General features: G+C 72.6%; 19 protein-coding genes and 4 pseudogenes. 15 read left to right on the top strand and 8 right to left on the bottom strand.

Going from position 1 to position 26,208, the window contains the following annotated elements:
• Window positions 1–70: 70 nt before the first annotated feature.
• The gene (locus AC3EUJ_RS05455) at window positions 71–2,092 is read right to left on the bottom strand and encodes a M3 family metallopeptidase (protein ID WP_431959780.1); all 2,022 of its coding nucleotides are present in this window, start codon (window positions 2,090–2,092) and stop codon (window positions 71–73) included.
• Window positions 2,093–2,347: 255 nt separating this feature from the next.
• Between AC3EUJ_RS05455 and AC3EUJ_RS05450 the strand changes: the two genes are divergently transcribed.
• Both AC3EUJ_RS05450 and AC3EUJ_RS05445 read left to right on the top strand, forming a co-directional pair.
• Window positions 2,348–2,773, top strand: a complete 426-nt coding sequence (locus tag AC3EUJ_RS05450) for a TetR family transcriptional regulator C-terminal domain-containing protein (protein WP_431959779.1) — start codon at window positions 2,348–2,350, stop codon at window positions 2,771–2,773.
• 194 nt (window positions 2,774–2,967) lie between these two features.
• Entirely contained in the window at window positions 2,968–3,171 is a 204-nt protein-coding gene (locus AC3EUJ_RS05445; RefSeq protein ID WP_431959778.1) for a MarR family transcriptional regulator, read from the top strand.
• Between the two features lie 18 nt (window positions 3,172–3,189).
• Here AC3EUJ_RS05445 and AC3EUJ_RS05440 read toward each other — a convergent pair.
• The 5 genes and pseudogenes from AC3EUJ_RS05440 to recD2 all read right to left on the bottom strand — a co-directional run.
• A pseudogene (locus tag AC3EUJ_RS05440) lies at window positions 3,190–3,369 on the bottom strand (hypothetical protein); the annotation flags it as partial.
• Window positions 3,370–3,430: 61 nt separating this feature from the next.
• Complete coding sequence (locus AC3EUJ_RS05435) at window positions 3,431–4,168, bottom strand: DedA family protein (protein WP_431959777.1); 738 nt, start codon at window positions 4,166–4,168, stop codon at window positions 3,431–3,433.
• A 218-nt stretch (window positions 4,169–4,386) separates the two neighbouring features.
• The gene (locus tag AC3EUJ_RS05430; RefSeq protein WP_431959776.1) at window positions 4,387–5,133 is read right to left on the bottom strand and encodes an SDR family NAD(P)-dependent oxidoreductase; all 747 of its coding nucleotides are present in this window, start codon (window positions 5,131–5,133) and stop codon (window positions 4,387–4,389) included.
• 425 nt (window positions 5,134–5,558) lie between these two features.
• A complete protein-coding gene (locus tag AC3EUJ_RS05425) occupies window positions 5,559–6,848 on the bottom strand; it encodes a citrate synthase (RefSeq protein WP_431959775.1) in 1,290 nt (429 codons plus the stop codon).
• 131 nt (window positions 6,849–6,979) lie between these two features.
• Window positions 6,980–9,199: an SF1B family DNA helicase RecD2 gene (gene recD2, locus AC3EUJ_RS05420; RefSeq protein WP_431959774.1), complete on the bottom strand. Its 2,220-nt coding sequence runs from the start codon at window positions 9,197–9,199 to the stop codon at window positions 6,980–6,982.
• 192 nt (window positions 9,200–9,391) lie between these two features.
• Here recD2 and AC3EUJ_RS05415 point away from each other — a divergent pair, with 192 nt between their 5' ends.
• From AC3EUJ_RS05415 to AC3EUJ_RS05370, 10 genes and pseudogenes are all read left to right on the top strand, one after another.
• Window positions 9,392–10,405: a LacI family DNA-binding transcriptional regulator gene (locus AC3EUJ_RS05415; RefSeq protein WP_326575975.1), complete on the top strand. Its 1,014-nt coding sequence runs from the start codon at window positions 9,392–9,394 to the stop codon at window positions 10,403–10,405.
• Window positions 10,406–10,431: 26 nt separating this feature from the next.
• Entirely contained in the window at window positions 10,432–11,952 is a 1,521-nt protein-coding gene (locus AC3EUJ_RS05410) for a sugar ABC transporter ATP-binding protein (RefSeq protein ID WP_431959837.1), read from the top strand.
• Window positions 11,942–12,943: pseudogene (locus tag AC3EUJ_RS05405) on the top strand (ABC transporter permease); the annotation flags it as partial. The gene AC3EUJ_RS05410 and the pseudogene AC3EUJ_RS05405, both read left to right, overlap by 11 nt.
• A gap of 101 nt (window positions 12,944–13,044) precedes the next feature.
• Window positions 13,045–13,917 (top strand): annotated as a pseudogene (locus AC3EUJ_RS05400) (D-ribose ABC transporter substrate-binding protein); the annotation flags it as partial.
• Window positions 13,918–13,961: 44 nt separating this feature from the next.
• The gene (gene rbsK / locus AC3EUJ_RS05395; RefSeq protein WP_431959773.1) at window positions 13,962–14,864 is read left to right on the top strand and encodes a ribokinase; all 903 of its coding nucleotides are present in this window, start codon (window positions 13,962–13,964) and stop codon (window positions 14,862–14,864) included.
• Window positions 14,861–15,250 (top strand): D-ribose pyranase, encoded by a 390-nt coding sequence (gene rbsD / locus AC3EUJ_RS05390; RefSeq protein ID WP_431959772.1) that lies wholly within the window; start codon window positions 14,861–14,863, stop codon window positions 15,248–15,250. The genes rbsK and rbsD overlap by 4 nt, the downstream gene beginning before the upstream one ends.
• 64 nt (window positions 15,251–15,314) lie before the next feature.
• A complete protein-coding gene (locus AC3EUJ_RS05385) occupies window positions 15,315–15,758 on the top strand; it encodes a DUF937 domain-containing protein (RefSeq protein WP_431959771.1) in 444 nt (147 codons plus the stop codon).
• A gap of 878 nt (window positions 15,759–16,636) precedes the next feature.
• The gene (locus AC3EUJ_RS05380) at window positions 16,637–17,743 is read left to right on the top strand and encodes a LacI family DNA-binding transcriptional regulator (RefSeq protein ID WP_431959770.1); all 1,107 of its coding nucleotides are present in this window, start codon (window positions 16,637–16,639) and stop codon (window positions 17,741–17,743) included.
• 122 nt (window positions 17,744–17,865) lie between these two features.
• Window positions 17,866–18,777, top strand: a complete 912-nt coding sequence (locus tag AC3EUJ_RS05375; protein WP_431959769.1) for a bifunctional helix-turn-helix transcriptional regulator/GNAT family N-acetyltransferase — start codon at window positions 17,866–17,868, stop codon at window positions 18,775–18,777.
• A gap of 10 nt (window positions 18,778–18,787) precedes the next feature.
• Window positions 18,788–19,468 (top strand): annotated as a pseudogene (locus tag AC3EUJ_RS05370) (sugar phosphate isomerase/epimerase family protein); the annotation flags it as partial.
• Here AC3EUJ_RS05370 and AC3EUJ_RS05365 read toward each other — a convergent pair.
• Window positions 19,452–20,453, bottom strand: coding sequence for an EamA family transporter (locus AC3EUJ_RS05365; RefSeq protein WP_431959768.1), 1,002 nt, complete (start codon window positions 20,451–20,453; stop codon window positions 19,452–19,454). The pseudogene AC3EUJ_RS05370 and the gene AC3EUJ_RS05365 overlap by 17 nt on opposite strands.
• Window positions 20,454–20,566: 113 nt before the next feature.
• Between AC3EUJ_RS05365 and AC3EUJ_RS05360 the strand changes: the two genes are divergently transcribed.
• The 3 genes from AC3EUJ_RS05360 to AC3EUJ_RS05350 all read left to right on the top strand — a co-directional run bounded on the left by AC3EUJ_RS05360 (window position 20,567) and on the right by AC3EUJ_RS05350 (window position 24,403).
• Window positions 20,567–21,472: a LysR family transcriptional regulator gene (locus AC3EUJ_RS05360; RefSeq protein WP_431959767.1), complete on the top strand. Its 906-nt coding sequence runs from the start codon at window positions 20,567–20,569 to the stop codon at window positions 21,470–21,472.
• Window positions 21,473–21,542: 70 nt separating this feature from the next.
• Window positions 21,543–22,526: a hypothetical protein gene (locus AC3EUJ_RS05355; RefSeq protein ID WP_431959766.1), complete on the top strand. Its 984-nt coding sequence runs from the start codon at window positions 21,543–21,545 to the stop codon at window positions 22,524–22,526.
• A gap of 83 nt (window positions 22,527–22,609) precedes the next feature.
• Window positions 22,610–24,403 (top strand): glycoside hydrolase family 3 protein, encoded by a 1,794-nt coding sequence (locus AC3EUJ_RS05350; RefSeq protein WP_431959765.1) that lies wholly within the window; start codon window positions 22,610–22,612, stop codon window positions 24,401–24,403.
• 328 nt (window positions 24,404–24,731) lie between these two features.
• On the opposite strand, the gene AC3EUJ_RS05345 is transcribed toward AC3EUJ_RS05350, so the two are convergent.
• Complete coding sequence (locus tag AC3EUJ_RS05345; RefSeq protein WP_431959764.1) at window positions 24,732–26,141, bottom strand: S28 family serine protease; 1,410 nt, start codon at window positions 26,139–26,141, stop codon at window positions 24,732–24,734.
• Between the last annotated feature and the right edge of the window lie 67 nt (window positions 26,142–26,208).

The following is a 26,208-nucleotide window of genomic DNA, read 5'->3' as shown; positions in this document are numbered from 1 at the left end:
CGGAACGGGCCATGGCTCACCGGATGGCCGACGAGACGCCGTGCCTCGCCGGCCACCGGCCCGGGAAAGGTCAGCCGGTCAGGCCGCGACGCGTCAGCAGCGGCTCGATCCGCGGCGCACGGCCCCGGAAGCCCTCGAACGCGGCCATCGGCTCGACGCTGCCGCCGCGGGAGAGCAGCTCACGGCGGAAGATGTCGCCGCTCTCACGCCGCATGCCGCCGTTCTCCTTGAACCACTCCACGGTGTCGGCGTCGAGCACCTCACTCCAGATGTACGAGTAGTACCCGGCGCTGTAGCCGTGGGCGAAGATGTGCGCGAAGTAGGTGCTGCGGTAGCGCGGCGGGATCGCGGGGAGCGCGAGCCCGGCCTCCTTCAGGGCGGCGGCCTCGAACTCCTCCGTGTCGCCGGGGTCGTGACCGGCGGGGATGGTGTGCCAGGCCCAGTCGAGGACGGCGGCCGCCAGGTACTCCACGGTGCGGAAGCCCTGCCCGAAGCGCTCCGCGGCCTCCATCCGGGCCACCAGGTCGGCGGGCATGGGCTCGCCGGTCTCGTGGTGGCGTGCGTAGTGCGCCAGCACCTGCGGCCAGGTCACCCACATCTCGTTGACCTGGGAGGGGTACTCGACGAAGTCGCGCGGGACGGCCGTACCGGAGAAGAAGGGGTGACGGACGTCGGAGAACAGACCGTGCAGGGCGTGGCCGAACTCGTGGAAGAGAGTGTTGACCTCGTCGTAGGTGAGCAGCGCGGGCTCGCCGTCGGCGGGCTTGGCGACGTTGAGGTTGTTGACCACGACCGGCTTGCGGCCGAAGAGCGCGGACTGGTCGACCAGGCTGTTCATCCAGGCGCCGCCGCGCTTGGAGGCGCGGGCGAAGTAGTCGCCCAGGTAGAGGCCGAGGGGCGAGCCGTCGGCGTTGAAGACCTCGAAGACCCGGACGTCGGGGTGGTAGGCGGCGAGGTCGGGGCGCTCGGTGAAGCTCAGTCCGTAGACCTGGCCGGCGGCGTGGAAGACGCCGTCCCGCAGCACCCGGTCCAGCTCGAAGTAGGGGCGCATGGCGGCGGTGTCGATGTCGTACTCCGCCTTGCGGACCTTCTCCGACCAATACGTCCAGTCCCAGGCCGCGAAATCCTCCAGCCCGGAGGCGGCGGCCAGGGCGGCGGCCTCGCGCTCGGCGTTGGCGACGGCGGGCGGGATCAGACGGGCGAGCAGGGAGGTCACGGCCTCGGGCGTGCCGGCGGTCTGGTCGGCGACGACGTACGCGGCGTGGTTCTCGTAGCCGAGCAGGGCGGCGCGCTCGGCGCGCAGCCGGGCGAGCCTGACGGTGAGTTCGCGGTTGGAGGTCAGGCCGCGGCCGAGCGAGGCCTCCAGCAGGCGCCGGCGCAGGGCCCGGTCGTCGAGGGCGGCGAGCTCGGACTGGTTGGAGAAGTTCTTCAGGCTGATGACGTACTTGCCGTCGTGGCCGAGGGCAGTGGCGTTGGCGGCCGCGGCGGCAACGGCGTCGGCGGACAGACCGGCCAGCTCGTCGGCACTGCCGAGGACGAGGGCGGCGGCCTTGGTGTCGGCGAAAAGGTTCTGCTCGAAGGCGGTGGAGGCCTCCGCGATCTCCGCGTTGAGCGCCCTCAGCCGCTCGCGGCCCTCCTCGGTGAGTTCGGCGCCCGCGCGGACGAAGCGGGTGTGGTAGCGCTCCAGCAGCCTCAGCCCCTCGGCCTCCAGACCGAGTTCCTGCCGCCCCTCGTACAGCGCCTTGACGCGGGCGTACAGGGCGGGGTCGAGGTGGATGGCGTCGGCGTGGGCGGCGAGGGCGGGGTTGATCCTGGCCTCGATCTCCTGGATGCCCGGGCCGGTGTCGGCACTCGCGCGGTTGAAGAAGACCTTCGACACGCGGTCCAGCAGGTCTCCGGAACGCTCCAGGGCGACGATCGTGTTCTCGAAGCTGGGCGGTTCGGGGTTCGCCGCGATGGCCTCGGTCTCGGCGAGCTGCTCGGCCATCCCCTGTTCGAAGGCGGGAAGGTAGTGCTCCTCGCGGATGTCCGCGAACGGCGGGAGCTCGTACGGAAGGGTGCTCGGACTGAGGAAGGGATTCGTCGAGGTCACGCCACCGACCTTACGCCCGGTGCCTGCCGCCCGGACGTGCCCTTCCCTAGGATGCCCGGATGGCGGCCACGCTTACGGACGGCCGGGTCGAGCGCGGCAACCGGACCCGTCGGCTGGTGCTCGACCGCACCATGGCGATCGCCTCGGTCGAGGGTCTGGAGGGGCTGTCGCTGGGCCGGCCGGCGACCGAGCTCGGGCTCTGCAGGAGCGGGGGTTCGCCCTGTCGGTTCGAAGGAGGAGCTGCAGCTCGCCACCGTGCGGGCGGCCCGCGAGGGGCACATCCGGCAGGTGGTGGAGCCGGCGCGGGAGCTGCCCGCGGGGCTGACGCGGGTGCGGCGGCTGTGCGAGTCGTGGCTGGACCGCTCGCGGCGGCGGGTCTTCCCGGGTGGCTGCTTCCTGCTCGCGGTGTCGGCGGAGTTCGACGCGCGTACCGGGCCGGTGCACGATGTGGCCGCCCAGGCCCGGCGGGCGGACCGGCTGCGCGCGGACGCCGACATCCCGCTGCTGGCCTTCGAGCTGATCGCGCTGAGGGACACCGGCACCCTGCAGTCGGGGCTCTTCGACGACGCCACGGCCCACGCCCGGGCGGGCACCGCCACCATCAACCGCCTCAGGGCCCTGGCCGACGGGAGGTCGGCCGACGCGGAAGTCCCCTCGCTGCCGGCTCGGTTCGAGGGCTGAGGGGGGCTGGGCATTCCGCACGCGGACGGCTTCTCCGACAATCGGGGAGGCCGGTCACGCGTCCGCCACGTTTGTCACCGTTACACGGGCTTCGCGTCACAGACGATCAACAGCCCCTTCCGCGCCTGATCGCATGTCGTTGTCCCGGCGAGGCCGGCCGTCCCCGAGGCCGGCGCATGGGAGGTGCGTGGAAGATGACGGACCGGACCCTCTGGTCGTACGCCGAGATCGCCGCTCACATCCGGGTGCAGGTCGACACCGTGCGCTCGTACCGCAAGCACGGCCACTTGCCGCCCCCCGATGTCGTGGAGGGCGGGAAGCCGTTCTGGTACGCGGACACGGTCCGTCTGTGGAACTCCCGGCGCCCCGGGAACCGCGGACGCCGGGAGTTCGGCTGACGTCGGCCCCGCCGCCGATCAGCCCGGGCGGGCCGGCTCCGGGTGCGGGTGCGGTACGGGCTCCTCCCGCGCGGGGGCCCGGCCCGGGTCCTCGCCCTCGCTCAGCCCGAACCGGTCGTGCAGCGCCTTCAGCGGCCGCGGCGCCCACCAGGTGGCCCACCCGGTCAGCCGCATCACGGCGGGCACGAGCAGGGTCCGCCCACCATCGCGTTCGCCCTGAGACGAAGGCCGGCACGGCCCGCTCCCGCGGCGGCCGGCCTCAGCCCCGCAGCGCCCGGTCCGCCGGCTCCCCCTGCGGGGCGTCCGCCTCCGGCGCGTCCCCCTCCGGGCCCGCGGGGCCGCCGGTGGCCACCACACGTCCGGGGGACGCCGTACCCGCCCGGGCCGAGCGGCGCCCGGAGAACCTCTGCGCCACACCGCCGATTCCGGCCACGGCCAGCGAGACGCCCAGGCCCAGCGCGACGGCGTAGAGCGAGTCGGACATGGCGAGACCGCCGAAGTAGCCCAGGCCCACCGAGTACGTCGCCCAGACCCCCTCGGCCACACCCGCGCCGATCAGATAGCGGCGGGCCGGGTAGCGCACGATGCCCGCCGAGAGGCCGCCGACGACCCTCCCGCTGGGCAGGAAGCGGACGGCGATCACGAAGGGCACGCCGTGCCGCTGTATCCGCACGCTGGCCCACTCCAGCAGCGCCCGGCGCCGCGGCCGCCGGTAGAGCCGGGTCAGCACTCGGCCGCTGACGGCGCGGCCGGTGCGGTGGATCAGCAGGTCGCCCGCGAGGGCGCTGCCGGCGACGACCAGCAGGACGAGGGCGATGTCCAGCCGCCCCTGGGCGGCGAGCACACCTCCGGCGACCAGGAGCGCCGCGTTGGGCACCAGAGGCGGCGCGGTGGTGGCAGCGAGCACCGCGTACGCCCAGAGGACGTGGCCGTCCCGCAGATACCCCTCGAGGCCCGCGGTGAAGTCGAGGGCCGACACGATCCGTCCAACGTCCATGCGGCCGCCCCTCTTCCCGCCCCGGCCCGTCCCCCGCGTCCCGTCCCAGGCCTCAACGCTCGCAGGGCCGCGACGCAGGGGGCAAGGCGGTTTCGCCGGGATCGGGGCATTCCCAGGGTTTTCCCTGGGGCACCTCATCCTCAGGTACGGGGCCGGAAGGGCCGGCTGTGGCCCGGGGAGTACGCCCGGCGTACTCCCCGGGGCCGCGGTCCCGCGGCTCAGCGGCCGAGCAGTTCGCCGCCGTTGCACTGCAGGATCTCGCCGGTGATGAAGCCGGCCTCGGGGGAGGCGAGGAAGACCACCGCGGAGGCGACGTCCTCGGGCCGTCCCACCCGCCCCACCAGGGTCCGGCCGGCCCTGCGCGTCAGCTCGGCGGCGTCGAGCCGGGCGCCGAAGAACTCGGTGCCCGCGACCGTGCCGGGGGCGACGATGTTGCAGGTCACGCCGCGCGGGCCGAGCTGGGCTGCCAGGGAGTGGTTCCAGGCGTGCAGGGCGGCCTTGGAGGCCCCGTAGGAGCCGCCGCCGCGCAGCGCGGCCACGGACGTGACGGTGATGACCCGGCCGCCCTCGGGGAGCCGGTCACGTACGGATTCGGTCACCAGGACGGCGGTGAGGACGTTGCGCTCGAAGTCGCCGCGCCAGCGGGCCAGCACCCCGTGCGGGCCGGCCCCGATCGCGAGCTCCCGGCTGCCCGCGTTGTTGACCAGGACGTCGATACGGCGGGGGAGCCGCTCCAGGGTCGCCTCCACGTCGTCGGGGTCGGCGAGGTCGCAGACGACCGGGGTGACGTCGTAGCCGTGCAGGGAGCGCAGCTCATCGGCGGTGGCGCGCAGCACCTCGCGCCGCCGGCCGACGATGGTCACGTGGTCGCCGGCCTCGGCGAAGAGGGTGGCCACCGACCGGCCGATGCCCGTTCCCCCGCCGGTCACCACGACGTGCCGGCCCACACTTGCGTTCTGCGACATCACGCTCCGCCCCTCGAGGAGGGACAGCACGTTACGGGACGGGGGCCACGCGACCGACACGGGGGTCTGTCATGATGCGGATGACGTAGGAGATGCGTAGCCGAGACTGAGGTCACACTGGCTGGAACGTAACCTTTTGGTTTACGAGGGGGTCTATCCCAGCGAAGACACCGGGCTCCCGGCGGACTCGGTGAGATGATGAGCGGGTTGTCTTTGGGGGACAGCCCGGTCGCCATGCCGGGGCGAACTGCCCGGAGAGCTTTGAGCGGCCCTCCCGGGTGGCTTGGCCCGGCTGGGCGAGCGCACCCAAAGAACGCCCGGTACGGACCCGTGGGGGGATCCGCTCCGGGAAACGGGAGCGCCCCGTGCCGAACCCGTGGGGGGATTCGGCGCGGGGCGTTTCTCTGTGCGCGGGGCGCGGGGCGTCAGCGGGCCTCGACCGGGACGTAGTCCCGCTCGACGATGCCCGTGTAGACCTGGCGCGGACGACCGATCCGGGAACCCGGCTCGGTGATCATCTCGTGCCACTGGGCGATCCAGCCGGGGAGCCGGCCGAGCGCGAAGAGCACCGTGAACATCGTGGTCGGGAAGCCCATGGCCCGGTAGATCAGGCCGGTGTAGAAGTCGACGTTCGGGTACAGGTTGCGCGAGACGAAGTAGTCGTCGCTGAGGGCGTGCTCCTCGAGCTTCAGCGCGATGTCCAGCAGCTGGTCGGACTTGCCGAGGGCGGAGAGCACGTCGTGGGCGGCGGCCTTGATGATCTTCGCCCGGGGGTCGAAGCTCTTGTAGACCCGGTGGCCGAAGCCCATCAGCCGGACGCCGTCCTCCTTGTTCTTCACCTTGCGGATGAAGGCGTCCACGTCGCCGCCGTCGGCCTGGATGGCCTCCAGCATCTCCAGGACGCTCTGGTTGGCGCCGCCGTGCAGCGGGCCCCACAGGGCGTTGATGCCCGCGGAGATCGACGCGAACAGGTTGGCCTGCGAGGAGCCGACCAGGCGGACGGTGGAGGTGGAGCAGTTCTGCTCGTGGTCCGCGTGCAGGATGAGGAGCTTGTCCAGGGCGTCGACGACGACCGGGTTGAGCTCGTACTCCTCGGCGGGCACGGCGAAGGTCATCCGCAGGAAGTTCTCGACGTAGCCGAGGTCGTTGCGCGGGTAGACGAAGGGGTGTCCGATCGACTTCTTGTAGGCGTACGCGGCGATCGTCGGCAGCTTGGCGATGAGCCGGATCGTCGACAGGTAGCGCTGCTTCTCGTCGAACGGGTTGTGGCTGTCCTGGTAGAAGGTCGACAGCGCGCTGACCACGGAGGACAGCATCGCCATCGGGTGGGCGTCCCGCGGGAAGCCCTGGAAGAACCGTTTGACGTCCTCGTGGAGGAGCGTGTGCTGGGTGATGTCGCCGCGGAAGGCGGCGAGCTCGTCGACGGTGGGGAGCTCACCGTTGATGAGAAGGTACGCGGTCTCCAGGAAGGTGCCGCGCTCGGCGATCTGCTCGATGGGGTAACCGCGGTAGCGGAGGATTCCCTGCTCGCCGTCGAGGTAGGTGATCGCGGACTTGTAGGCCGCGGTGTTGCCGTAGCCGCTGTCCAGGGTGACCAGGCCGGTGTCGGCTCGCAGCTTGCCGATGTCGAAGCCGTTGTCACCAACGGTGCCCTCGATCAACGGGTAGCTGTGTTCGCTGTCCCCGTACCGCAGTACTACAGAGTTGTCGCTCACGTCATTCCCTCACCGACGTCGTGCCTCTTCTTCGAGGTTTGTAGGTGCCCTGACTACCCCTACTGTCCCCCATTTGGCGTGACCACGTGCACTCGGGGTCGGCCGAGGAGCCGAATGGTGGCACCCAGTGCCTATTTTGCCGCCCGCGCCAGCCGGTGGTCGAGCGCCGTGAAGCGCCTGCCTGCGGAGACCGTGCGGACCGCCTGGCCGATCGCCCTGCGGGAACCCACGAGCACGACCAGCCTCTTTGCCCGGGTAACAGCGGTATAGAGCAGGTTCCGCTGGAGCATCATCCACGCCCCGGTGGTGACAGGGATCACCACGGCGGGATACTCGCTGCCCTGTGACCGGTGGATCGTCACCGCGTAGGCGTGCGCCAGCTCGTCCAGCTCGTCGAAGTCGTAAGGAATCTCCTCGTCCTCGTCGGTCAGTACGGTGAGCCGCTGCTCCACGGTGTCCAGGGAGGTGACGACCCCCACCGTTCCATTGAAGACGCCGTTGGCGCCTTTTTCATAGTTGTTCCTGATCTGCGTCACCTTGTCGCCGACGCGGAAGGTGCGGCCGCCGAACCGCCGCTCCGGCAGGTCGGGGCGGGCCGGGGTGACGGCCTGCTGCAGCAGCCCGTTCAGCACGCCGGCGCCCGCGGGGCCCCGGTGCATGGGGGCGAGCACCTGGACGTCGCGGCGTGGGTCGAGGCCGAACCGGCGCGGGATGCGGCGGGCCGCCACGTCCACCGTGAGCCGGGCCGTCTCCTCACCGTCCTCCTCCACGAAGAGGAAGAAGTCGTCCAGCCCCTGGGTGACCGGGTGGGCTCCGGAGTTGATCCGGTGCGCGTTGGTCACCACGCCGGACTCCTGGGCCTGCCGGAAGATACGGGTCAGCCGGACCGACGGGACGGGGCCGCCCTCGGCCAGCAGATCGCGCAGCACCTCACCGGCGCCGACGCTGGGCAGCTGGTCCACATCGCCGACGAAGAGCAGGTGAGCCCCCGGCGGCACGGCCTTGACCAGCTTGTTCGCCAGCAGCAGGTCGAGCATCGAGGCCTCGTCGACGACGACCAGATCGGCGTCGAGGGGCCGGTCCCGGTCGTAGGCGGCGTCGCCGCCCGGCTTGAGCTCCAGCAGCCGGTGGACCGTCGAGGCCTCGGCCCCGGTCAGCTCGGCCAGCCGCTTGGCCGCCCTGCCGGTGGGCGCGGCCAGCACGACCTTGGCCTTCTTCGCCTGCGCCAGCGCCACCACGGACCTGACCGTGAAGGACTTGCCGCAGCCCGGGCCGCCGGTCAGCACGGCGACCTTCTCGGTGAGCGCCAGCCGCACCGCCTGCTGCTGCTCGGGGGCGAGGTCCGCACCCGTCCGTCCGGCGAGCCAGGTCAGCGCCTTGTCCCAGTCGACATCGCGGAAGGCGGGCATCCGGTCCTCCGTACCGCGCAACAGCCGCAGCAGCGAGCCGGCCAGGGAGATCTCCGCCCGGTGGAAGGGCACCAGATACACCGCGCGCACCGGGTCCTCACCGCCGTCGGGGGCGGGCACGGGCTCGACGACCACGCCCTCCTCGCCGGCCAGCTCCGCGAGGCAGTCGATCACCAGGCCGGTGTCCACCTGGAGAAGCTTCACCGCGTCGGACAGCAACCGCTCCTCGGGCAGGAAGCAGTTGCCGCTGTCGGTCGCCTGCGACAGGGCGTACTGCAGGCCTGCCTTGACGCGCTCGGGGCTGTCGTGCGGGATGCCGACAGCCCGCGCGATGCGGTCCGCGGTGAGGAAGCCGATGCCCCAGACGTCGGCCGCCAGCCGGTAGGGCTGGTTCTTCACCACGGAGATCGAGGAGTCCCCGTACTCCTTGTAGATCCGCACCGCGATCGAGGTGGACACGCCCACACCCTGGAGGAAGACCATGACCTCCTTGATGGCCTTCTGCTCCTCCCAGGCGGCGCCGATCAGCTTGGTGCGCTTGGGACCCAGGCCCGGGACCTCCACCAGCCGGGCCGGCTCCCGCTCGATGACCTCCAGGGTGTCGGTGCCGAAGTGCTCGACGATCCGCTCGGCGATCCGCGGGCCGATTCCCTTGATCAGCCCGGAGCCGAGGTAGCGCCGTATGCCCTGGATCGTGGCCGGGAGGACGGTGGTGTAGTTCTCCACGGTGAACTGCTTGCCGTACTGCGGGTGGGAACCCCAACGGCCCTCCATGCGCAGCGACTCGCCCGGCTGGGCGCCCAGCAGCGAGCCGACCACGGTCAGCAGGTCGCCGCCGCCCCGGCCGGTGTCGACCCGGGCGACCGTGTACCCGTTCTCCTCATTGGCGTACGTGATCCGCTCCAGGACGCCCTCGACGACGGCCAGTCTCAACTCCCCCACGGCGCGGGCCACCTCCCCGGATCTGCGATGTGATCCGACCGTACCGCCCGGCCCCGACAGGCCGCCGGGGGCTGTGGACAACTCCGTCCGGCCGGGCCCTGGAATATAACAATCCGGTTTCGTGCTCTTGCCCTGGAGCATGTAATCGATTCCAATCCTCCTTGTAATCGATTCCACGAGGAGGTGGGACGGGTGGCGAGCATCAAGGACGTGGCATCACGCGCCGGTGTCTCCGTCGCGACGGTCTCCCGCGTGCTCAACGACCACCCCGCGGTCCGCCCCGACACCCGCACCCGGGTGCTGGAGGCGGTGGCCGAACTCGGCTACCGGCCCAACGCGGTGGCGCGCTCGCTGCGCACTGACCAGACCCGGACGCTGGGCCTGGTCATCAGCGACGTGCTGAACCCCTTCTTCACCGAGCTCGCCCGCTCCGTGGAGGACGAGGCCAGGGCGCTGGGCTACAGCGTGATCATCGGCAACGCCGACGAGCGGCCGGAGCAGCAGGACCACCACATCCGCACGCTGCTGGACCGCCGCATCGACGGACTGCTGGTCAGCCCCACCGACGGCGGTTCCCCGCTGATACTGGACGCGGTGCGCTCCGGCACGCCGATGGTCTTCGTCGACCGCTGGATCCCCGGTATCGGCAACGACGTCCCGGTGGTCCGCACCGACGGCTGCGACGCGGTGCGCGACCTGGTCGCCCACCTTCACGGCCTGGGCCACCGCCGGCTGGCGATCATCGCCGGCCCCGCCGCGACCACCACCGGCCGCGAGCGCGTGCGGGCCTTCCGCGAGGCGCTGGCGGCCTTCGGCCTGCCGCTGCCCGACGAGTACATCGGCCAGGGCGACTTCCAGGCGGACAGCGGCCGCCGGGCCACCGCCCGCTTCCTGGACCTGCCGGTCCCGCCGGACGTCGTCTTCGCCGCGGACAATCTGATGGCGCTCGGCGCCATGGACGAGATCCGTGCCCGCGGCCTGCGCGTGCCCGACGACATCGCGCTCGCCGCCTTCGACGACATCCCGTGGTTCCTCCATACCGATCCGCCGATCACCGCGATCGCCCAGCCCACGGGCGAGCTCGGCCGCGCGGCCGTGCGGTCGCTGATCGACCGGGTGGAGGGCAGGCCGGCGCCGTCGGTCACCGTGTCCGCCCGCCTCGTTGTCCGCCGCTCCTGCGGCGCGTCCGAAGGGAGTCCCCGTTGAGCACGAGCAGCCCCGAGCTCCTCCGCATGGAGGGTGTCCGCAAGGTCTTCCCCGGTGTGGTGGCCCTCGACGGCGTCGACTTCGATCTGCGCGCGGGCGAGGTGCACGTCCTGCTCGGCGAGAACGGCGCGGGCAAGAGCACCCTGATCAAGATGCTCTCCGGCGCCAACCGCCCCGACGGGGGCCGGATCCTCGTCGACGGCCAGGAGGTGCGCATCCACGGCGCGCAGGACGCCGAGAAGCTGGGTATCGCCACCATCTACCAGGAGTTCAACCTCGTCCCGGCGCTGAGCGTCGCCGAGAACATCTTCCTGGGCCGCCAGCCGCGCCGCCTCGGCCTGGTGAACCGCAAGCAGATGAACGCGGACGCCGCCGCCCTGCTGGCCCGGGTCGGCGTCGACGTCGACCCGCGCACCCCGGTCTCGGAGCTGGGCATCGCCCGCCTGCAGATGGTGGAGATCGCCAAGGCGCTCAGCCTGGAAACGCGCGTCCTGATCATGGACGAGCCGACCGCGGTGCTCACCAGCGAGGAGGTCGACAAGCTCTTCCGGATCGTGCGCAAGCTGCGCGAGGACGGCGTCGGCATCGTCTTCATCACCCACCACCTGGAGGAGATCGCCGCCCTCGGCGACCGCGTCACCGTCCTGCGCGACGGCCGCAGTGTCTCCCAGGTGCCCGCGAGCACCCCCGAGGACGAGCTGGTCCGGCTGATGGTGGGCCGCAGCATCGAGCAGCAGTACCCGCGCGAGCGCGCGGAAGCGGGCGCGCCCCTGCTGCGGGTCGAGGGCCTCACCCGGGGCGGCGTCTTCCACGACGTGAGCTTCGAGGTGCGGGCCGGCGAGGTCGTCGGCCTGGCCGGGCTCGTCGGCGCCGGGCGTACCGAGGTCGTCCGCGCGGTCTTCGGCGCCGACCCGTACGACTCCGGCACGGTCGAGGTGCTGGGCAAGCGGCTGCGCCGCCACGACGTCAACGCCGCCATGGACGCGGGCATCGGCCTGGTGCCGGAGGACCGCAAGGGCCAGGGTCTGGTGCTGGACGCCACCATCCAGGAGAACCTGGGTCTGGTCACCCTCGGCCGGGCCACCCGCGCCGGGTTCGTCGACCGGGCCGGGCAGCGCAAGGCCGCCGACCGCATCTCGGGGCAGCTCAAGGTGCGCATGGCCGGGCTCCACCAGCACGTGCGCACCCTTTCGGGCGGCAACCAGCAGAAGATCGTCATCGGCAAGTGGCTGCTGGCCGACACCAAGGTGCTCATCCTCGACGAACCGACCCGGGGCATCGACGTCGGCGCCAAGGTCGAGATCTACCAGCTCATCAACCAACTCACGGCCTCCGGTCACGCGGTGCTGATGATCTCCAGCGACCTCCCCGAGGTGCTGGGCATGAGCGACCGCGTCCTGGTGATGTCCCAGGGCCGGCTCGCCGGTGAACTCCCCGCGCACGAGGCCACCCAGGACTCCGTCATGGCCCTGGCCGTCGGCACAGCGCCCGCCGAGGGCGGCAACGCAACAGCAACGAAGGATGTGGAGGGCTCCCGTGGCCACTGACACGCTCAAAAGCAGTACGGACACGGGCGGCGTCGCCGCGGCACGCCGTGTGCTCCTCAACAACGGCGCGCTCAGCGCCCTGGTGGTCCTGCTCGTGGCCCTGTCGTTCCTCTCGGGCGACTTCCTGTCCACACAGAACCTGCTCAATGTCGGCGTCCAGGCCGCCGTCGTCGCCATCCTCGCCTTCGGCTCCACCTTTGTGATCGTCGCGGCGGGCATCGACCTGTCGGTGGGCTCGGTCGCGGCGCTGTCCGCGACGGTGCTGGCCTGGAGCGCGAGTTCGGCGGGCCTGCCGGTGTGGCTGGCGGTCGTGCTGTCCGTCGCCACCGGTGTCGCCAGCGGTCTGCTGAGCGGCCTGCTGATCTCCTTCGGCAAGTTGCCGCCGTTCATCGCGACCCTCGCGATGCTGTCGATCGGCCGCGGCCTCACCCTGGTCATCTCCCAGGGCAGCCCCATCGCCTTCCCCGACTCCGTCTCCCACCTGGGCGACACCATCGGTGGCTGGCTGCCCGTCCCGGTCCTGGTCATGATCGTCGCCGGCGCCGCCACGGCGATCATCCTCGGCCGCACGTACATAGGCCGCGCCATGTACGCGATCGGCGGCAACGAGGAGGCGGCCCGCCTCTCCGGCATCCGCGTCAAGCGCCAGAAGATCATCATCTACGCGCTGTCCGGCCTCTTCGCGGCGGTCGCGGGCATCGTGCTCGCCTCACGTCTGGCCTCCGCGCAGCCGCAGGCCGCCTACGGCTACGAACTGGACGCCATCGCGGCGGTCGTCATCGGCGGCGCCAGCCTCTCCGGCGGTGTCGGCAAGGCGTCCGGCACCCTGATCGGCGCGCTGATCCTCGCCGTCCTCCGCAACGGCCTCAACCTGCTGTCGGTCTCCGCCTTCTGGCAGCAGGTCGTCATCGGCGCGGTCATCGCGCTGGCCGTCCTGCTCGACACCCTGCGCCGCCGCGCCTGACCGCGCGCCGCGCACCACAGACCCCCTCCTCTTCTCCGCACCGCACCAGCAAGGAAGCCCCCATGCGCACCAAGCTCATCTCCGCCACCACCGTCGCCGTCGCCGCCCTGGCGCTCACCGCGACCGCCTGCAACTCCGGCTCCGGCTCCGGCTCCTCCTCGGACGTCAAGGTGGGCCTGTCGGTCTCCACCCTCAACAACCCGTTCTTCGTGCAGCTGAAGGCGGGCGCGCAGGCCGAGGCGAAGAAGGAGGGCGTCGACCTGACCGTCACCGACGCGCAGAACGACGCGTCGCAGCAGGCCAACCAGCTGCAGAACTTCACCAGCCAGAACGTGAAGTCGATCATCGTCAACCCGGTGGACTCCGACGCGGCCGGCCCCTCGGTCAAGGCCGCCAACAAGGCCGGCATCCCCGTCGTCGCGGCCGACCGCGGCGTCAACAAGGCCGAGCTCGCGACCACCGTCGCCTCCGACAACGTCGAGGGCGGCCGGCTCGCCGCCAAGACCTTGGCCGAGTCGCTGGGCGGCAAGGGCACCGTGGTCGTCCTCCAGGGCACCGCGGGCACCTCCGCGGCCAACGAGCGCGGCCAGGGCTTCAACGAGGGCATCAAGGCCTACCCGGGCATCAAGGTCGTGGCCCAGCAGGCCGCCGACTTCGACCGCACCAAGGGCCTGGACGTCATGACCAACCTGCTGCAGGCCCACTCCGACGTCACCGGCGTCTTCGCCCAGAACGACGAGATGGCCCTCGGCGCCATCAAGGCGCTCGGCGACAAGGCGGGCAAGTCGGTCAAGGTCGTCGGCTTCGACGGCACCCCCGACGGCCTCAACGCGGTCAAGGGCGGCACCCTTTTCGCGTCCGTGGCGCAGCAGCCGAAGGAACTCGGCAAGCTGGCCGTGCAGAACGCGGTGAAGGCCGCCAAGGGCGAGAAGCTCGGCAGCCTGGTGAAGGTTCCGGTCAAGGTCGTCACCGAGCAGAACGTCGCCGACTTCTCCTCCTGACAGTCCGCACCCCGGTACGGCCGGACCCCGAAGGGAACACGCAGATGCACGGCTACGACCTGCTGGTCGTAGGGTCGGCCAACGCCGACCTGGTGATCCACGTCGACCGCCGCCCGGCGGCCGGTGAGACGGTCCTCGGCTCGGACCTTGCCACCCACCCGGGTGGCAAGGGGGCCAACCAGGCCGTCGCCGCGGCCCGTCTGGGCGCGCGTACGGCGCTCCTGGCGCGGGTCGGCGACGACGCCCACGGGCGGCTGCTCACCGGCTCGCTGAGATCGGCCGGCGTCGACACCACCGGTGTCCTGAACGGCGGCACCCCCACAGGGGTCGCGCTGATCACGGTGGACCCCTCGGGCGACAACAGCATCGTGGTGTCGCCGGGCGCCAACGCCCGGCTCACCGCGGCGGACGTGACCGGCGCGCGCGAGCTGCTGGCCGGCGCCCGGGTGGTCTCCCTGCAACTGGAGATCCCCCTGGAGTCCGTGGCCGCCGCGGTGGCGACGGCCACGGAGTCCGGCACGCGGGTCGTGCTGAACCCCTCGCCCCCCGCCGCGCTGCCGCGGGAGGTGCTCGCCGGCTGCGACCCCATCGTCGTCAACGAGCACGAGGCGCGCGTCCTGCTCGGCCCGGAGGCCGGGGACACCCCCGAGGCGTGGGCGGCGGGGCTGCTCGCCCTCGGGCCGCGCTCGGTGGTCGTCACGCTCGGCGCGGCGGGAGCCCTCGCCGCGACGCCGGACGGCACCGTGCGCATACCCAGCCCGCGTGTGGCGGCCGTCGACACCACCGGTGCCGGCGACTCCTTCACGGGAGCACTGGCCTGGCGTCTCGGCGCGGGCGACGACCTGGTGACCGCCGTGCGGTTCGCGGTGCGGGTGGGCGCCGCCGCCGTCACGAAGCCGGGTGCGCAGGAATCCTTCCCCACCCTCGAAGAAGTGGGTCAGCTGTGAAGAAGTCCGGAATCCTCAACCGCCATCTCGCGGGCGCCCTGGCCGTGCTGGGCCACACCGACCTGGTCGTGGTCTGCGACGCCGGGCTGCCGATCCCTCCCGGGCCGATCGTCGTCGACCTCGCGTTCCGGGCCGGCACGCCGTCGTTCTCCGAGGTCCTCGACGGTCTGTTGGAGGAGCTGGTGGTGGAGGGGGCGATCGCGGCCAGGGAGGTCCGCGAGCACAATCCCGAGGTGACCGCCCAGCTCGACGGGGCCTTCCCGGACCTGGAGCTGGTGCCGCACGAGGAGTTCAAGGCCCGCACCCGGCAGGCCCGCCTCGTCGTCCGCACAGGCGAGTCGCGGCCGTACGCCAACGTCATCCTGCGCTGCGGCGTGCCCTTCTAAGGCGTACATCCTTCCGGCTGCGGTCGGCGGGCCGGGCGGGCGGATCCCGCGTAGCGTCCCGACCATGAGCGACCGACCGCTGAAGGACGAGGTGCTGGAGGAGCTGGGGGACGACCGGCTCCGGGAGATCACCGAGCTGCTCGGGACCGACGCCGCACAGGCGCAGCGGGTCGTGGGGAGCGCGGTGGCCTCGATCACGGGGGTGCTGACCGACGACGTGGTGACACCCGGCGGCACCGCGGAGCTGTGCCAGGCCATGGAGCAGGCCGCGAACGAGCCCGAGCCGCTGCCCGCTGCCGCCGCGGGCTTCGCCGGGATGCAGGGCGGTACGGGGCAGGAACCGGGCCGTGGGGTCCTGGCGGCCGTACTGACCAAGGTCGCCACCCCGGCGGCACGGGCAGTGGCCAAGCGGACCGGGCTTCCGGTCGAGGCGGTCACGGCGGCGCTGGAGACGCTGATCCCCGTGATGGCGGCCGTGCTGGCCCGGCGGGCCCGCGAGAAGCGCTGAACCGCGGCGGCCGGGCGGAACGGACGGAGCAGGCATGGCGAAAGGGGTCCGGCTCGGCCGGACCCCTTTGGCGTTCCCTCCCTCTGCGCGAAACCCCGAGCCCCCTCCAGGTGTCGCGCTCTCCCCCACTCAAGACCCATGTGAGGCCCCCCTCCGGGTCTTGACGCTAGGTAGACACACCGGCCCCGGGGAGGGTTGTACGGCTTCCGGAAGAAATTCTCAGGGATTTCTCAGAGCACGTGCCGGCGGTACCGGACGGCCGTCTCGGCCGGCACCTCGGCTCCGTCGCGCACCCACGACGCGGGTCGGAGATCTCGCCTCGACGGCTACCGCGTGGCCGGCCGCGTCCGCCCGCTCGCGGAACCCGCGCAGGTCCACGCAGCCGTCGCCGGGCCGGCCACGGCCCAGGAGCGCGGCCTCGGGGAGCGGGGTGACGCGGAACGCCCTGCCTCCCGCGGGGCGAGTGGGACGAGGTGCGGGCGGCCGTGAGCCGGGCCGGTGCCTCGTGCGCGGCCGTCCGCCTTCCGGCGCCGGTTCGCCTCCCGCGTCGCACGCGGCCGAGTCGGCACAGCCGTTGACCGCACCTCCGGGGGGTCTCCAGCACGGGCAGGCGGGCCCGGCGGAACCGCTGCCGGCGACGCCGGCGACGGCAGGGTGGGAGCAAGGTTCACAAGCGGGTCCGCCCGTCGGCGCCGACGGCACCTCGCGACCCTTGAAATGACGACAGAAAGCCCTTTCTCGCAGAATGACCCCAGAGCGGCGGAAGGCCCCCGGAAAGGTACTGCGCGACTCCGCTCCCCCGGCGGCCCCCGAGGTGAGAACATGTGCCGCTACGGGCGGAGGGCCCGGGGAGGACCGACCCGGAGGAAACAGACGAGATGGCAGTGACCCTCGCCGACGTGGCGGCGCGCGCCGGAGTGTCGGCCGCGACCGTCTCGCGTGTCCTGAACGGCAACTACCCGGTCGCGGGCAGTACGCGCGAGCGGGTCCTGCGGGCCGTCGACGACCTCGACTACGTCGTGAACGGGCACGCCCGCGCCCTGGCCGCCGCCACCTCCGACCTGGTCGGGGTCCTGGTCAACGACGTCGCCGACCCCTTCTTCGGGCTCATCGCCAGCGCCGTGCAGAGCGAGATCAGCGGCGGCGCCGAGCAACCGTCCGGTGCGCCCGCGGGCGCCGGGAAGCTCGCTGTGGTCTGCAACACCGGGGGTTCCCCCGAGGCCGAGCTCAACTACCTGACCCTGCTGGAGCGGCAGCGCGCCGCGGGCGTGGTGCTCACCGGGGGCGCCGTGGAGGGCACCGGGCACAGCGCCGCCGTCGCCGGCCGCCTCGCCCGGCTCGCCGCCTCGGGCACCCGGATCGTGCTGTGCGGCCGCCCGCCCGTACCGGAACTCGTCGGCCTGGCCGGCCCCGCCGCGGACGCCGTGATGACCGTCGCCTTCGACAACCGGGGCGGCGCGCAACGCCTCACCGAGCACCTGCTGGCCCTCGGCCACCGCACCATCGGCTACGTCGCGGGCCCCGAGGGGCGCAGCACCACCCGGCACCGCCTGGAGGGCCACCGCGCCGCCCTGGCCGAGGCGGGGCTCGCGGGCTCCTCCGCCGAGCTCGAACGCCTCACCGTGCACGGCTACTACGACCGCTCCTCCGGGTACGACGCGGCACTGGAGCTGCTGCGCCGCGAGCCGGGGATCACCGCGGTCGTCGCCGCCAACGACACGGTGGCACTCGGCGTCTGCGCCGCGCTGCGCGAGCGCGGACTGCGCATCCCCGAGGACGTATCGGTCGCCGGCTTCGACGACCTGCCCTTCAGCGTGGACGCCGTGCCCGCGCTCACGACGGTGCGCATACCGCTGCAGGGGGCGGGCGCCCGCGCCGGGCGGCTGGTCATGGGGCGTCAGACGCCGCCTCCCGGCGGGCTCGCAACCGTACGGACGGAGCTGATGGTGCGGGCCTCGACGGCGGCACCGCGAAGCGGCGCGTAGGAACGCGCGAAACGGCGGAACGGCGGAACGGCGGGAGGCGCGCCAGGCGCACCGGTGCCCGTGCGGAACCGCCCCGGCGGGGATACCTTTGACGCAGTCAAAGAATTTCGAGGGGGCCGCCCATGACCGTCCAGGAGATCCGGGCGTTCAACCGCTTCTACACCAACCTGATCGGCGCGCTCGACTACAGCCGCCATCTGCACACCCCGTACACCCTCACCGAGGCCCGCGTCCTCTACGAGCTCGCCCACGCCGCCGACGGTGGGCTGGACGCCGCCGACCTGCGCACGACCCTGTCCGTGGACGCCGGGCAGCTCAGCCGGCTGCTGGCAGCCTTCGAGGACCGGGGACTGGTGACCCGCGCGCCCTCGCCGCGGGACGCCCGGCGGCAGCGCGTGGAGCCGACACCCGAAGGCAAAGAGGCGGCCCGGCTCCTGGAGGACCGGTCGCGGGAGGCGGTCGCGTCCATGGTCGGCGGGCTCGCCCCGCGCGAGCGCGAACGCCTGACGCAGGCCATGCGTACGGTCCGCGACGTCCTCGGTGGGCCGGCCGCGCGCAGGGCCCCGCGCGTGCCGCGGGTCCGGCTGCGCGAGCCGCGCCCAGGGGACCTCGGCTGGGTGGTCCAGCGCAACGCCGAGGTCTACGCCGAGGAGTACGGCTGGAACGCCGAGTACGAGACCCTCGTCGCCCGGATCGTCGCCGCCGGCCACGAGCGGGCGTGGATCGCCGAACTGGACGGCGAGCGCGCCGGCTGCGTCTTCTGCGTCCGCGACGAGGCGCCCGGCACGGCACGGCTGCGCCTGCTGCTGGTGGAGCCGGCCGCCCGGGGCCACGGCATCGGCCGGCGGCTGGTGCAGGCCTGCGTCGGGCACGCGCGCGCGGCCGGCCACCACGAGCTGGTGCTGTGGACCAACGACGTGCTGGTCTCCGCCCGGCGGATCTACGAGGCGGCCGGTTTCGAGCTCGTCGGGGAGAAGCCGCACCATAGTTTCGGCCGCGATCTCGTCGGGCAGGATTGGCGACTGGTGCTGTAACGTCCGAGAAGTGAAGCTCGCGTTCTCGACCCTCGGCGTGCCGGGGCTCCCCGTGCCGGACGTGGTCCGGCTTGCCGCGGAGCACGGTTACCACGGCGTGGAGCTGCGGGCGGGCCACGAGGAGCCGGTGCACAGCGGCCTGACGGAACGGCAGCGTGCCGACGTGGCCCGGGAGTTCCGCGGCTCCGGAGTCGCGGTTCTGGCGGTCGCCTCCTACGTGCAGGTGGCCGCGCCCGGTGAGGACGCCCCCGCGCTGCGCGGGCTGCGCGACCACGTGCGCCTCGCCGCCGACCTCGGCGCCTCCTACGTACGGGTGTTCCCCGGCGCCGGTGACGACGACGGCGACGCCGCCGACACCCGGGCGGCCCGCCGGCTGGCAGCGGTGGCCCCGCAGGCGGCGGACGCGGGCGTGCGGGTGCTGGTGGAGACCCACGACTCGCACCGGACCGGCGCGGACGTCGCACGGATCCTGGGGCTGGTGGGTCATCACCACGTGGGCGCGTTGTGGGACGTGCTGCACCCCTGGCTGGGCGGCGAACAGCCCGAGCACACCTACCCGGTACTCGCGCCCTACCTGGGCTATGTGCAGGTCAAGGACGTCTCCTCCGCGCAGGACACCACCCCGCTGCCGCTCGGGCACGGGGCACTGCCGCTGGCCGGCACGGTGGAGTTGCTCAGCCGCGCGGGCTGGGACGGCTGGCTGTGCTGGGAGTACGAGAAGCGCTGGTACCCGCAGGTGCGGGCGCTGCCGGAACTGCTGTCGCGGGGACGTTCACATCTGCTGCGGCTGCTCGGCGAGTCGGCCTGAGGCCGGCGCCCGGCCGGATCGAGCCCAGCGACGTCACGGCGACGCCCCCCACCAGCAGCACGGCGGCCGTCCAGCGCAGCGGGCCGACTCCCTCGTCCAGCAACAGGGCCGCCGACGTCATGCCGAACACCGGGACCAGCAGGGAGAACGGGGCCACCGTGGAGGCGTCGTACGTCCGCAGCAGGAAGCCCCAGGCACCGAAGCCGAAGACGGTGGTGATCCAGGCGACGTAGACGATCGCTCCGGCGCCGCTCCAGTCGAGGCCGCGCAGCGCGGCGGCGTCCGCGGCGGGGCCCTCGAAGACCAGCGAGAGGGCGAGCAGCGGCAGTGGCGGGACGAGGCTGACCCAGACCATCCAGCTCAGCGCGTCCGGCGGGGCGGCGCGGCGGGTGAGGACGTTGGACAGCCCCCAGAAGGCGGCGGCCGCGACGACCAGCACGAACGCGCCGAGCGGCCCGGAGGTGCCCTCGTCGTACGCGGCGACGCCGATTCCCGCGAACGCGACGCCCATGCCCGCGATCCGCAGCCGGCCGGGCCGCTCGCCCAGCAGGACGACCGCGAGGAGGGCGGTGAAGACCGCCTGGACCTGGAGCACCAGCGAGGAGAGCCCGGCGGGCATGCCCTGGTTCATGCCGATGAACAGCAGGCCGAACTTGGCGACGCCGAGGACGAGTCCGACGGCGAGGATCCAGCGCAGCGCGACGCCGGGACGGCGCACGAAGAAGACCGCGGGCACGGCGGCTACCAGGAAGCGCAGGGCGCAGAAGAGCAGTGGCGGGAAGTGGCCCAGCCCGACCTCGATGACCACGAAGTTGACGCCCCAGACCGCGGCGACGAGGACCGCGAGGGCGAGGTGTACCGGTCGCATCGCTCCAGCATCGGGCACCATACTCTTAAGCACCAGCGACTATCGCTGCACTGTCAACTTCAGTTTTGCTGAACAGTGCGTCATTGGCGCACCCGGGATGACGAGGTGAACGGATGCTGGACCTGGCCCGGCTGCGGGCGCTGCACGCCGTGCATGTGCACGGATCGGTGGGCGCCGCGGCCACCGCCCTCGGCTACACCGCGTCCGCCGTCTCCCAGCAGATCGCGAAGCTGGAGCGGGAGACCCGGACGACGCTCCTGGAGCGGCAGGGCCGCGGCGTGGCGCTGACCGAGGCCGCCCAGCTGCTGGCGGAGACCGCGCAGGAGCTGATGGCGATCGTCGAGCGGGCCGAGGTGGCGCTGGAGGAGCGGCGCGGCCGGCCCACCGGACGGCTGACCATGGCCGCCTTCCCGACCGCCGCACGCGGGCTGCTCCCGGAAGTGCTGGCCGGGCTGACGGCCGACCACCCGTCGCTGGAACTGCGGCTGGTGGAGGAGGGCGCCCACCTCTCGGTCGACCTGGTCTCGCGCGGTGTCGTCGACCTGGCCGTGGTGCACGACTGGGACATCGCCCCGCTGCCCGCGCCCGAGGGCCTGGAGCGGGTGGTGATCGGCGAGGACCACTGCGACGTGCTGGTCCCGGCCGGGCACTCGCTGGCGGCGCGCGGAGCGCTCGTCCGCGAGGACATCGTCGACCAGCGGTGGATCTGCCAGCCGCCCGGGCACGTGTGCCACGACTGGCTGGTGCGGACCCTGCGGGAGGCGGGCACCGAGCCGGACCTGGCGTTCCAGGTCGCCGAGTACCAGACACAGTTGGCGCTGGTGGCGGCCGGACTGGGGATCGCGCTCGTGCCGCGGCTGGGGCGCGGGCCGGTGCCGGACGGGGTGGTCGTGGTGCCGCTGGAACCGGCGCCCGTGCGGCGGCTTTACGCCTTGTGGCGGACGGGGGCGTCGCGACGTCCGGCGATCACCGAGACCGTTCGGGCGTTGCGGGCGCACTACCCCCGGGTCGTTGCCTGACCATGGGCGGATGTCGCCCACGCGCAGGGAACCGTATCGGTCCCGCTCCCGTCCAACCGATGTGCTGCCGGTGAGTCTGAGTCTCCGCAAAGCGGTGTCGGTCACGCTGTTGGCTGCGTCGCTGGCAACCCTCTCCGCCGCCTGCGGCCGGCAGCAGTCCGCCACCGGTGCGCCCCCCTTCGACAACGCCGGTGGCGGCCCCGCCCCCTCCGCCGTCGTCACGCCGCCTCCGACGCCGACGGCCTCCGCCCCGGCGGCCCCGGCCCCGTCCACCGCCGGGTCCCCGCCGGCCGGCGGAGCGGTCTCCACCCGCCGCATGTACTTCGAGCAGACCACGCGCGGCGTGCCCGCGGTGCACACGGTCCTCGACAACGAGCGCGACCTGGCCCGGTTCCCGGGCTACTTCATGAAGTCCGACCCCCGGATCGCCGACGCGATCGCCTCGCGCGCCGCCCGTACCGACTTCTCACGCTCGGTCCTGGTCGCCTGGAGCCGCACCACCGGCTGCAACAGCACGAAGGACGCCGTCCTCTTCCGGAACGGCAGCCGGCTGCTGCTGGGCCTCGCCCAGACCCCGATGGGCCGGTGCCTGGTCGCCAATCAGGTGATCGTCCTCTTCGAGGTGCCGCGCGACCGCATGCCGAAGGAGCCGCGCTTCACCCAGGAGCAGAATCCGCGGGCCGATCCGCCCGCCCCGGGGCGCACGGTGGCGTTCAACAGCCTCAACGGCTCGGAGGCGCCGAGGGGCCGCCGCAGCGCCGAGGTCACCACGGACCGTCAGCTCGACGCCTTCCTCGCGAACCTGCCCCGCAGGGACGCTGACACGGTGCGCAAGCAGCTGGCCGGCCAGCCGCGGCGCGGCGACGAACGGCGCTTCGGCTTCGTGCTGTCGGGCTGCCGGCCCACCGGCGCCGTTCTGACGATCGGCCGCCGGGAGCTGTCGGCGGCGCCGATCGGGGACGAGCACATTCGCTGCATCCAGGCGCAGTACTACGTGGCGGTGCTCTCGGTCCCGTCCCGTCTCGTGCCCGCGCACGCCCGACTCATTGACTGACAATTACTTTCCGGCTAAGCGTATCTGCTTGAAAGTTTCTTTCAGGTGCTTCCCGTCTCCTCCTGCCGGAAGGAGTCCGTCAAATGCACAGCCGTCCTCACCCGTCCCGCCGCACGGTGCTCGGTGCCACCGCGGCCGCCTCCACCGCCCTCGCCCTCGGCGTCCCGGGCACCGCGAACGCGGCCGCGGCGGACCGCAGACGCGTCCGCGCGATCATCGACCGCATGAGCGTCGAGGAGAAGATCGGCCAGCTCTTCGTGATGCGCGTGTACGGTCATTCGGCCACCGCCCCCGATCCGGCCGACGTGGCCGCGAACCAGGCGGAGATCGGGGTCGCCAACGCGGCCGAGCTGATCGCCAAGTACCACGTCGGCGGCATCATCTACTTCGCGTGGGCCCACAACACCCGTGATCCGCACCAGATCGCCGACCTGTCCAACGGCATACAGCGGGCCTCCCGGATCCCGCTGCTGATCTCCACCGACCAGGAGCACGGCGCCGTCGCCCGCGTCGGTTCCCCCGCCACGCTCTTCCCCGGCGGGATGGCGCTCGGCGCGGGCGGCAGCACCAGGGACGCCCGGCGGGCCGCGGCCGTCGCCGGGGCCGAGCTGGCGGCAATGGGCATCACCCAGAACTACGCGCCGGTCGCCGACGTGAACGTCAACCCGGCCAACCCCGTCATCGGGGTGCGATCCTTCGGCGCCGACCCGGGGGCCGTCGCCGCGCTCGTCGCCGCCCAGGTGGAGGGCTACCAGCGGGCCGGGATCGCCGCCACCGCCAAGCACTTCCCCGGCCACGGCGACACCGGCACCGACAGCCACTTCGAACTGCCGGTCATCACGCACTCGGCGCAGGAGTGGCGGCGCCTGGACGCCCCGCCGTTCCGCGCGGCGATCGCCGCCGGCATCGACTCGATCATGACCGCGCACATCCTGGTCCCCGCCCTCGACGACTCCGGCGACCCCGCGACGCTCTCCCGGCCGATCCTCACCGGCATCCTCCGCGAGGAACTCGGCTACGACGGCGTGGTCGTCACCGACTCCCTCGGCATGGAGGGCGTGCGCCAGAAGTACGGCGACGACCGGGTCCCGGTGCTCGCCCTGAAGGCCGGGGCCGACCAGCTGCTCAACCCGCCGGTCCTGGAGACCGCGTGGCAGGGCGTCCTGGCCGCCGTGAAGTCCGGCGAGCTCACCGAGGAACGCCTCGACGAGTCGCTCACCCGGGTCCTGATGCTCAAGGCGCGACGCGGGCTGCTCGACGACCCGTACGTCACGCACCGCGGCGTCGACCGGGTGGTCGGCACCCCCGGCCACCTGGCCGAGGCCGACCGGATCACCGAACACACCGTCACTCTGCTGGCGAACGGCGGGGCGCTGCCGCTGCCCGCCCACCGGCGGCTGCTGGTCGTCGGCGCCGACCCGGCCGCGCCCTCGGGCACCGGAGGCCCGCCCACCGCAGTGCTCGGCGCGGCCCTGGCCGGACTCGGGCACACCGCGCAGGTCCTGTCGACCGGGACCGCGCCGGGGCAGGCGACGATCGACCGGGCGGTGGCCGCCGCGGGCGACAAGGACGCCGTGGTGGTCGCCACGTACAACGTCACCGGGGCGTCGACGGGCCAGGTCGCGCTGGTGAACGCGCTGGTCGCGACGGGTGTGCCGGTGGTACAGATCGCGATCCGCAACCCGTACGACATCGCCCGGCTGGACGGGGTGGCCGCCGCGCTGGCCACCTACGGCTGGACGGACGTGTCGATGCGGGCGGCGGCACGAGTGCTGGCGGGCGCGGTACGGCCCACCGGGAAGCTGCCGGTGGCCGTGCCGGCGGCGGACGACCCGGCGCAAACGCTCTACCCCGTCGGCTGGGGCCTGCGGTACTGAGCACGCCGCGCGCGGGGCGGCCCCTCCCGGAAACGGGCCACGCCACCTATCCCGCCGAGAACGGGCCTCGCGCGAGCCGGCGGCCCCGCACCCGGGAGACCCGGGCGGGGGCGGCGGGCCCCGCACGATCGCGGGCGACTGCGTCCACCCGTCCCGGAAGGGACAGATGAAGGAGACGCCCTGCGACGGTTCGGGGCCGCACGCCCCACGGTTCCGGGTCATGGAGGTGGCCCGCGGCCGCCGCTCCTGCCCCGCGGGGACGGCGCTGTACGTCGGTGTGGGCGGCGCGCCGGCGGGCGTGGGAGCGGCCGCCGGCTCTGGGGCCCGATCAGAAGGGAAGGCGTCCGGCGGCCTCGGTGCTCCGGTCGAGCCTGGCGTCGTACGCCGCCAGGGGCCGAGCGGCCTCTGGGTCGGCACGCACGGCCGCGGGGGCGACCCCGGCCCACTCCAGCACCTCAGCGGTGGCCTTCGCGCGGTCGGCCGCGCCCAGCGCGCCGATCACCGCGCCGTGGTTGGCACCGGGCGCCCACATCACGTACGAGTCGTGCGCGCCCCGCGAGAGGCGGAACGGCTCGGCTCCCCACGGGTCGTTGGTCCCGTACACGAAGAGCATGCGCTCGGCGTGGTGGCGCACCCAGGAGTCGACGTCGTGCATCGCGTGCGGCTGGAAGCGCATCGGGATGGAGCGCGGCACGTAGGAGCGCGGCTGGTAGATCCCGGGGTAGCGCAGCAGACCCTTCAGGTGCGGGGTGGCGAACGTCGGGGCGCCGAGCTGGGTGCCCGCCTGGTAGTAGTACGGCGTGTAGTACTCCAGGCCCTGGTCGGTGTAGAAGTCGAAGCCGGAGACGGAGTCGACGAAGGAGTAGATGGCGTCCGTGGTCGCGGTCGCCGCGGGCACGTCGGCGCACTCCGCCTGCTGGTGGTACTGCCAGAAGGCCCACACCAGGTCCAGCACCACGTTCTCGTACGCCTTGTCCGCGCTGCCGACGGTGGTGAAGGTCAGGCCGTTGTCGGAGGCGTACTTCTGGTAGCGGGCGACGATCTCGTCCCGGCGGACGAGGGCCTCGCGCTGCACGGCGTCGAGTCGCGCCCGGCAGTCGGCGGTACCGACGGTGCGGAAGAAGCGGGTGTAGGCGGAGTCCTCGTTGTTCACCACGTCGTTGGGGGCGACGTAGGCGACCGTGCCGGCCATGTCGCGCGGGTAGAAGCGGCGGTAGTACGTGGCCGTCATGCCGCCCTTGCTGGCGCCGGTGGCGAGCCAGTTCCCGGCGTAGATCCGGCTCAGCGCCCGGAAGATGCGGTGCTGGTCACTGGCGGCCTGCCAGATGTCGAGCTTCGACCAGTCGGCGGGGGCCGGGCGGGACGGGGTGAAGAAGCGGTACTCCATGGAGACCTGGTTGCCGTCGACGATCTGCGTCGGCTCACGGCGGGAGGGGGTCGTGGACAGGCCGTAGCCGGAGGTGTAGAAGACGGTGGGCCGGCCGGTCCCCTTGTGCAGCACGGTGATCCGCTGCTGGAACGTTCCCTTGGACGGGTGCCGGTGGTCCACCGGCTGCGTGTAGTTAAGGACGAAGAAGCGGTAGCCGGTGACCGGCTTCTCCTCGATCAGGCTCATCCCGGGTATCGCCAGGATGCGGTCCTTGATGTCCGGCTCGTCAGCGGTCGCGGTGGCGACTCCACCGCCGGCGGTGCCGATGAGCAACACCAGCGCCAGCAGCCATCTGAGCGCGTTGCGCATGCCCCCTCCTTCGGGGTTCGACGGGCGTCGCCCGTGAACCTATGAGGAGGAAGTGGCCTGCCGCCAG

It is taken from the genome of Actinacidiphila sp. bgisy160 (genome assembly GCF_057707815.1).
Note: the sequence above shows the minus strand (reverse complement) of the source record. Positions and strands in the feature narration are given on the sequence as shown.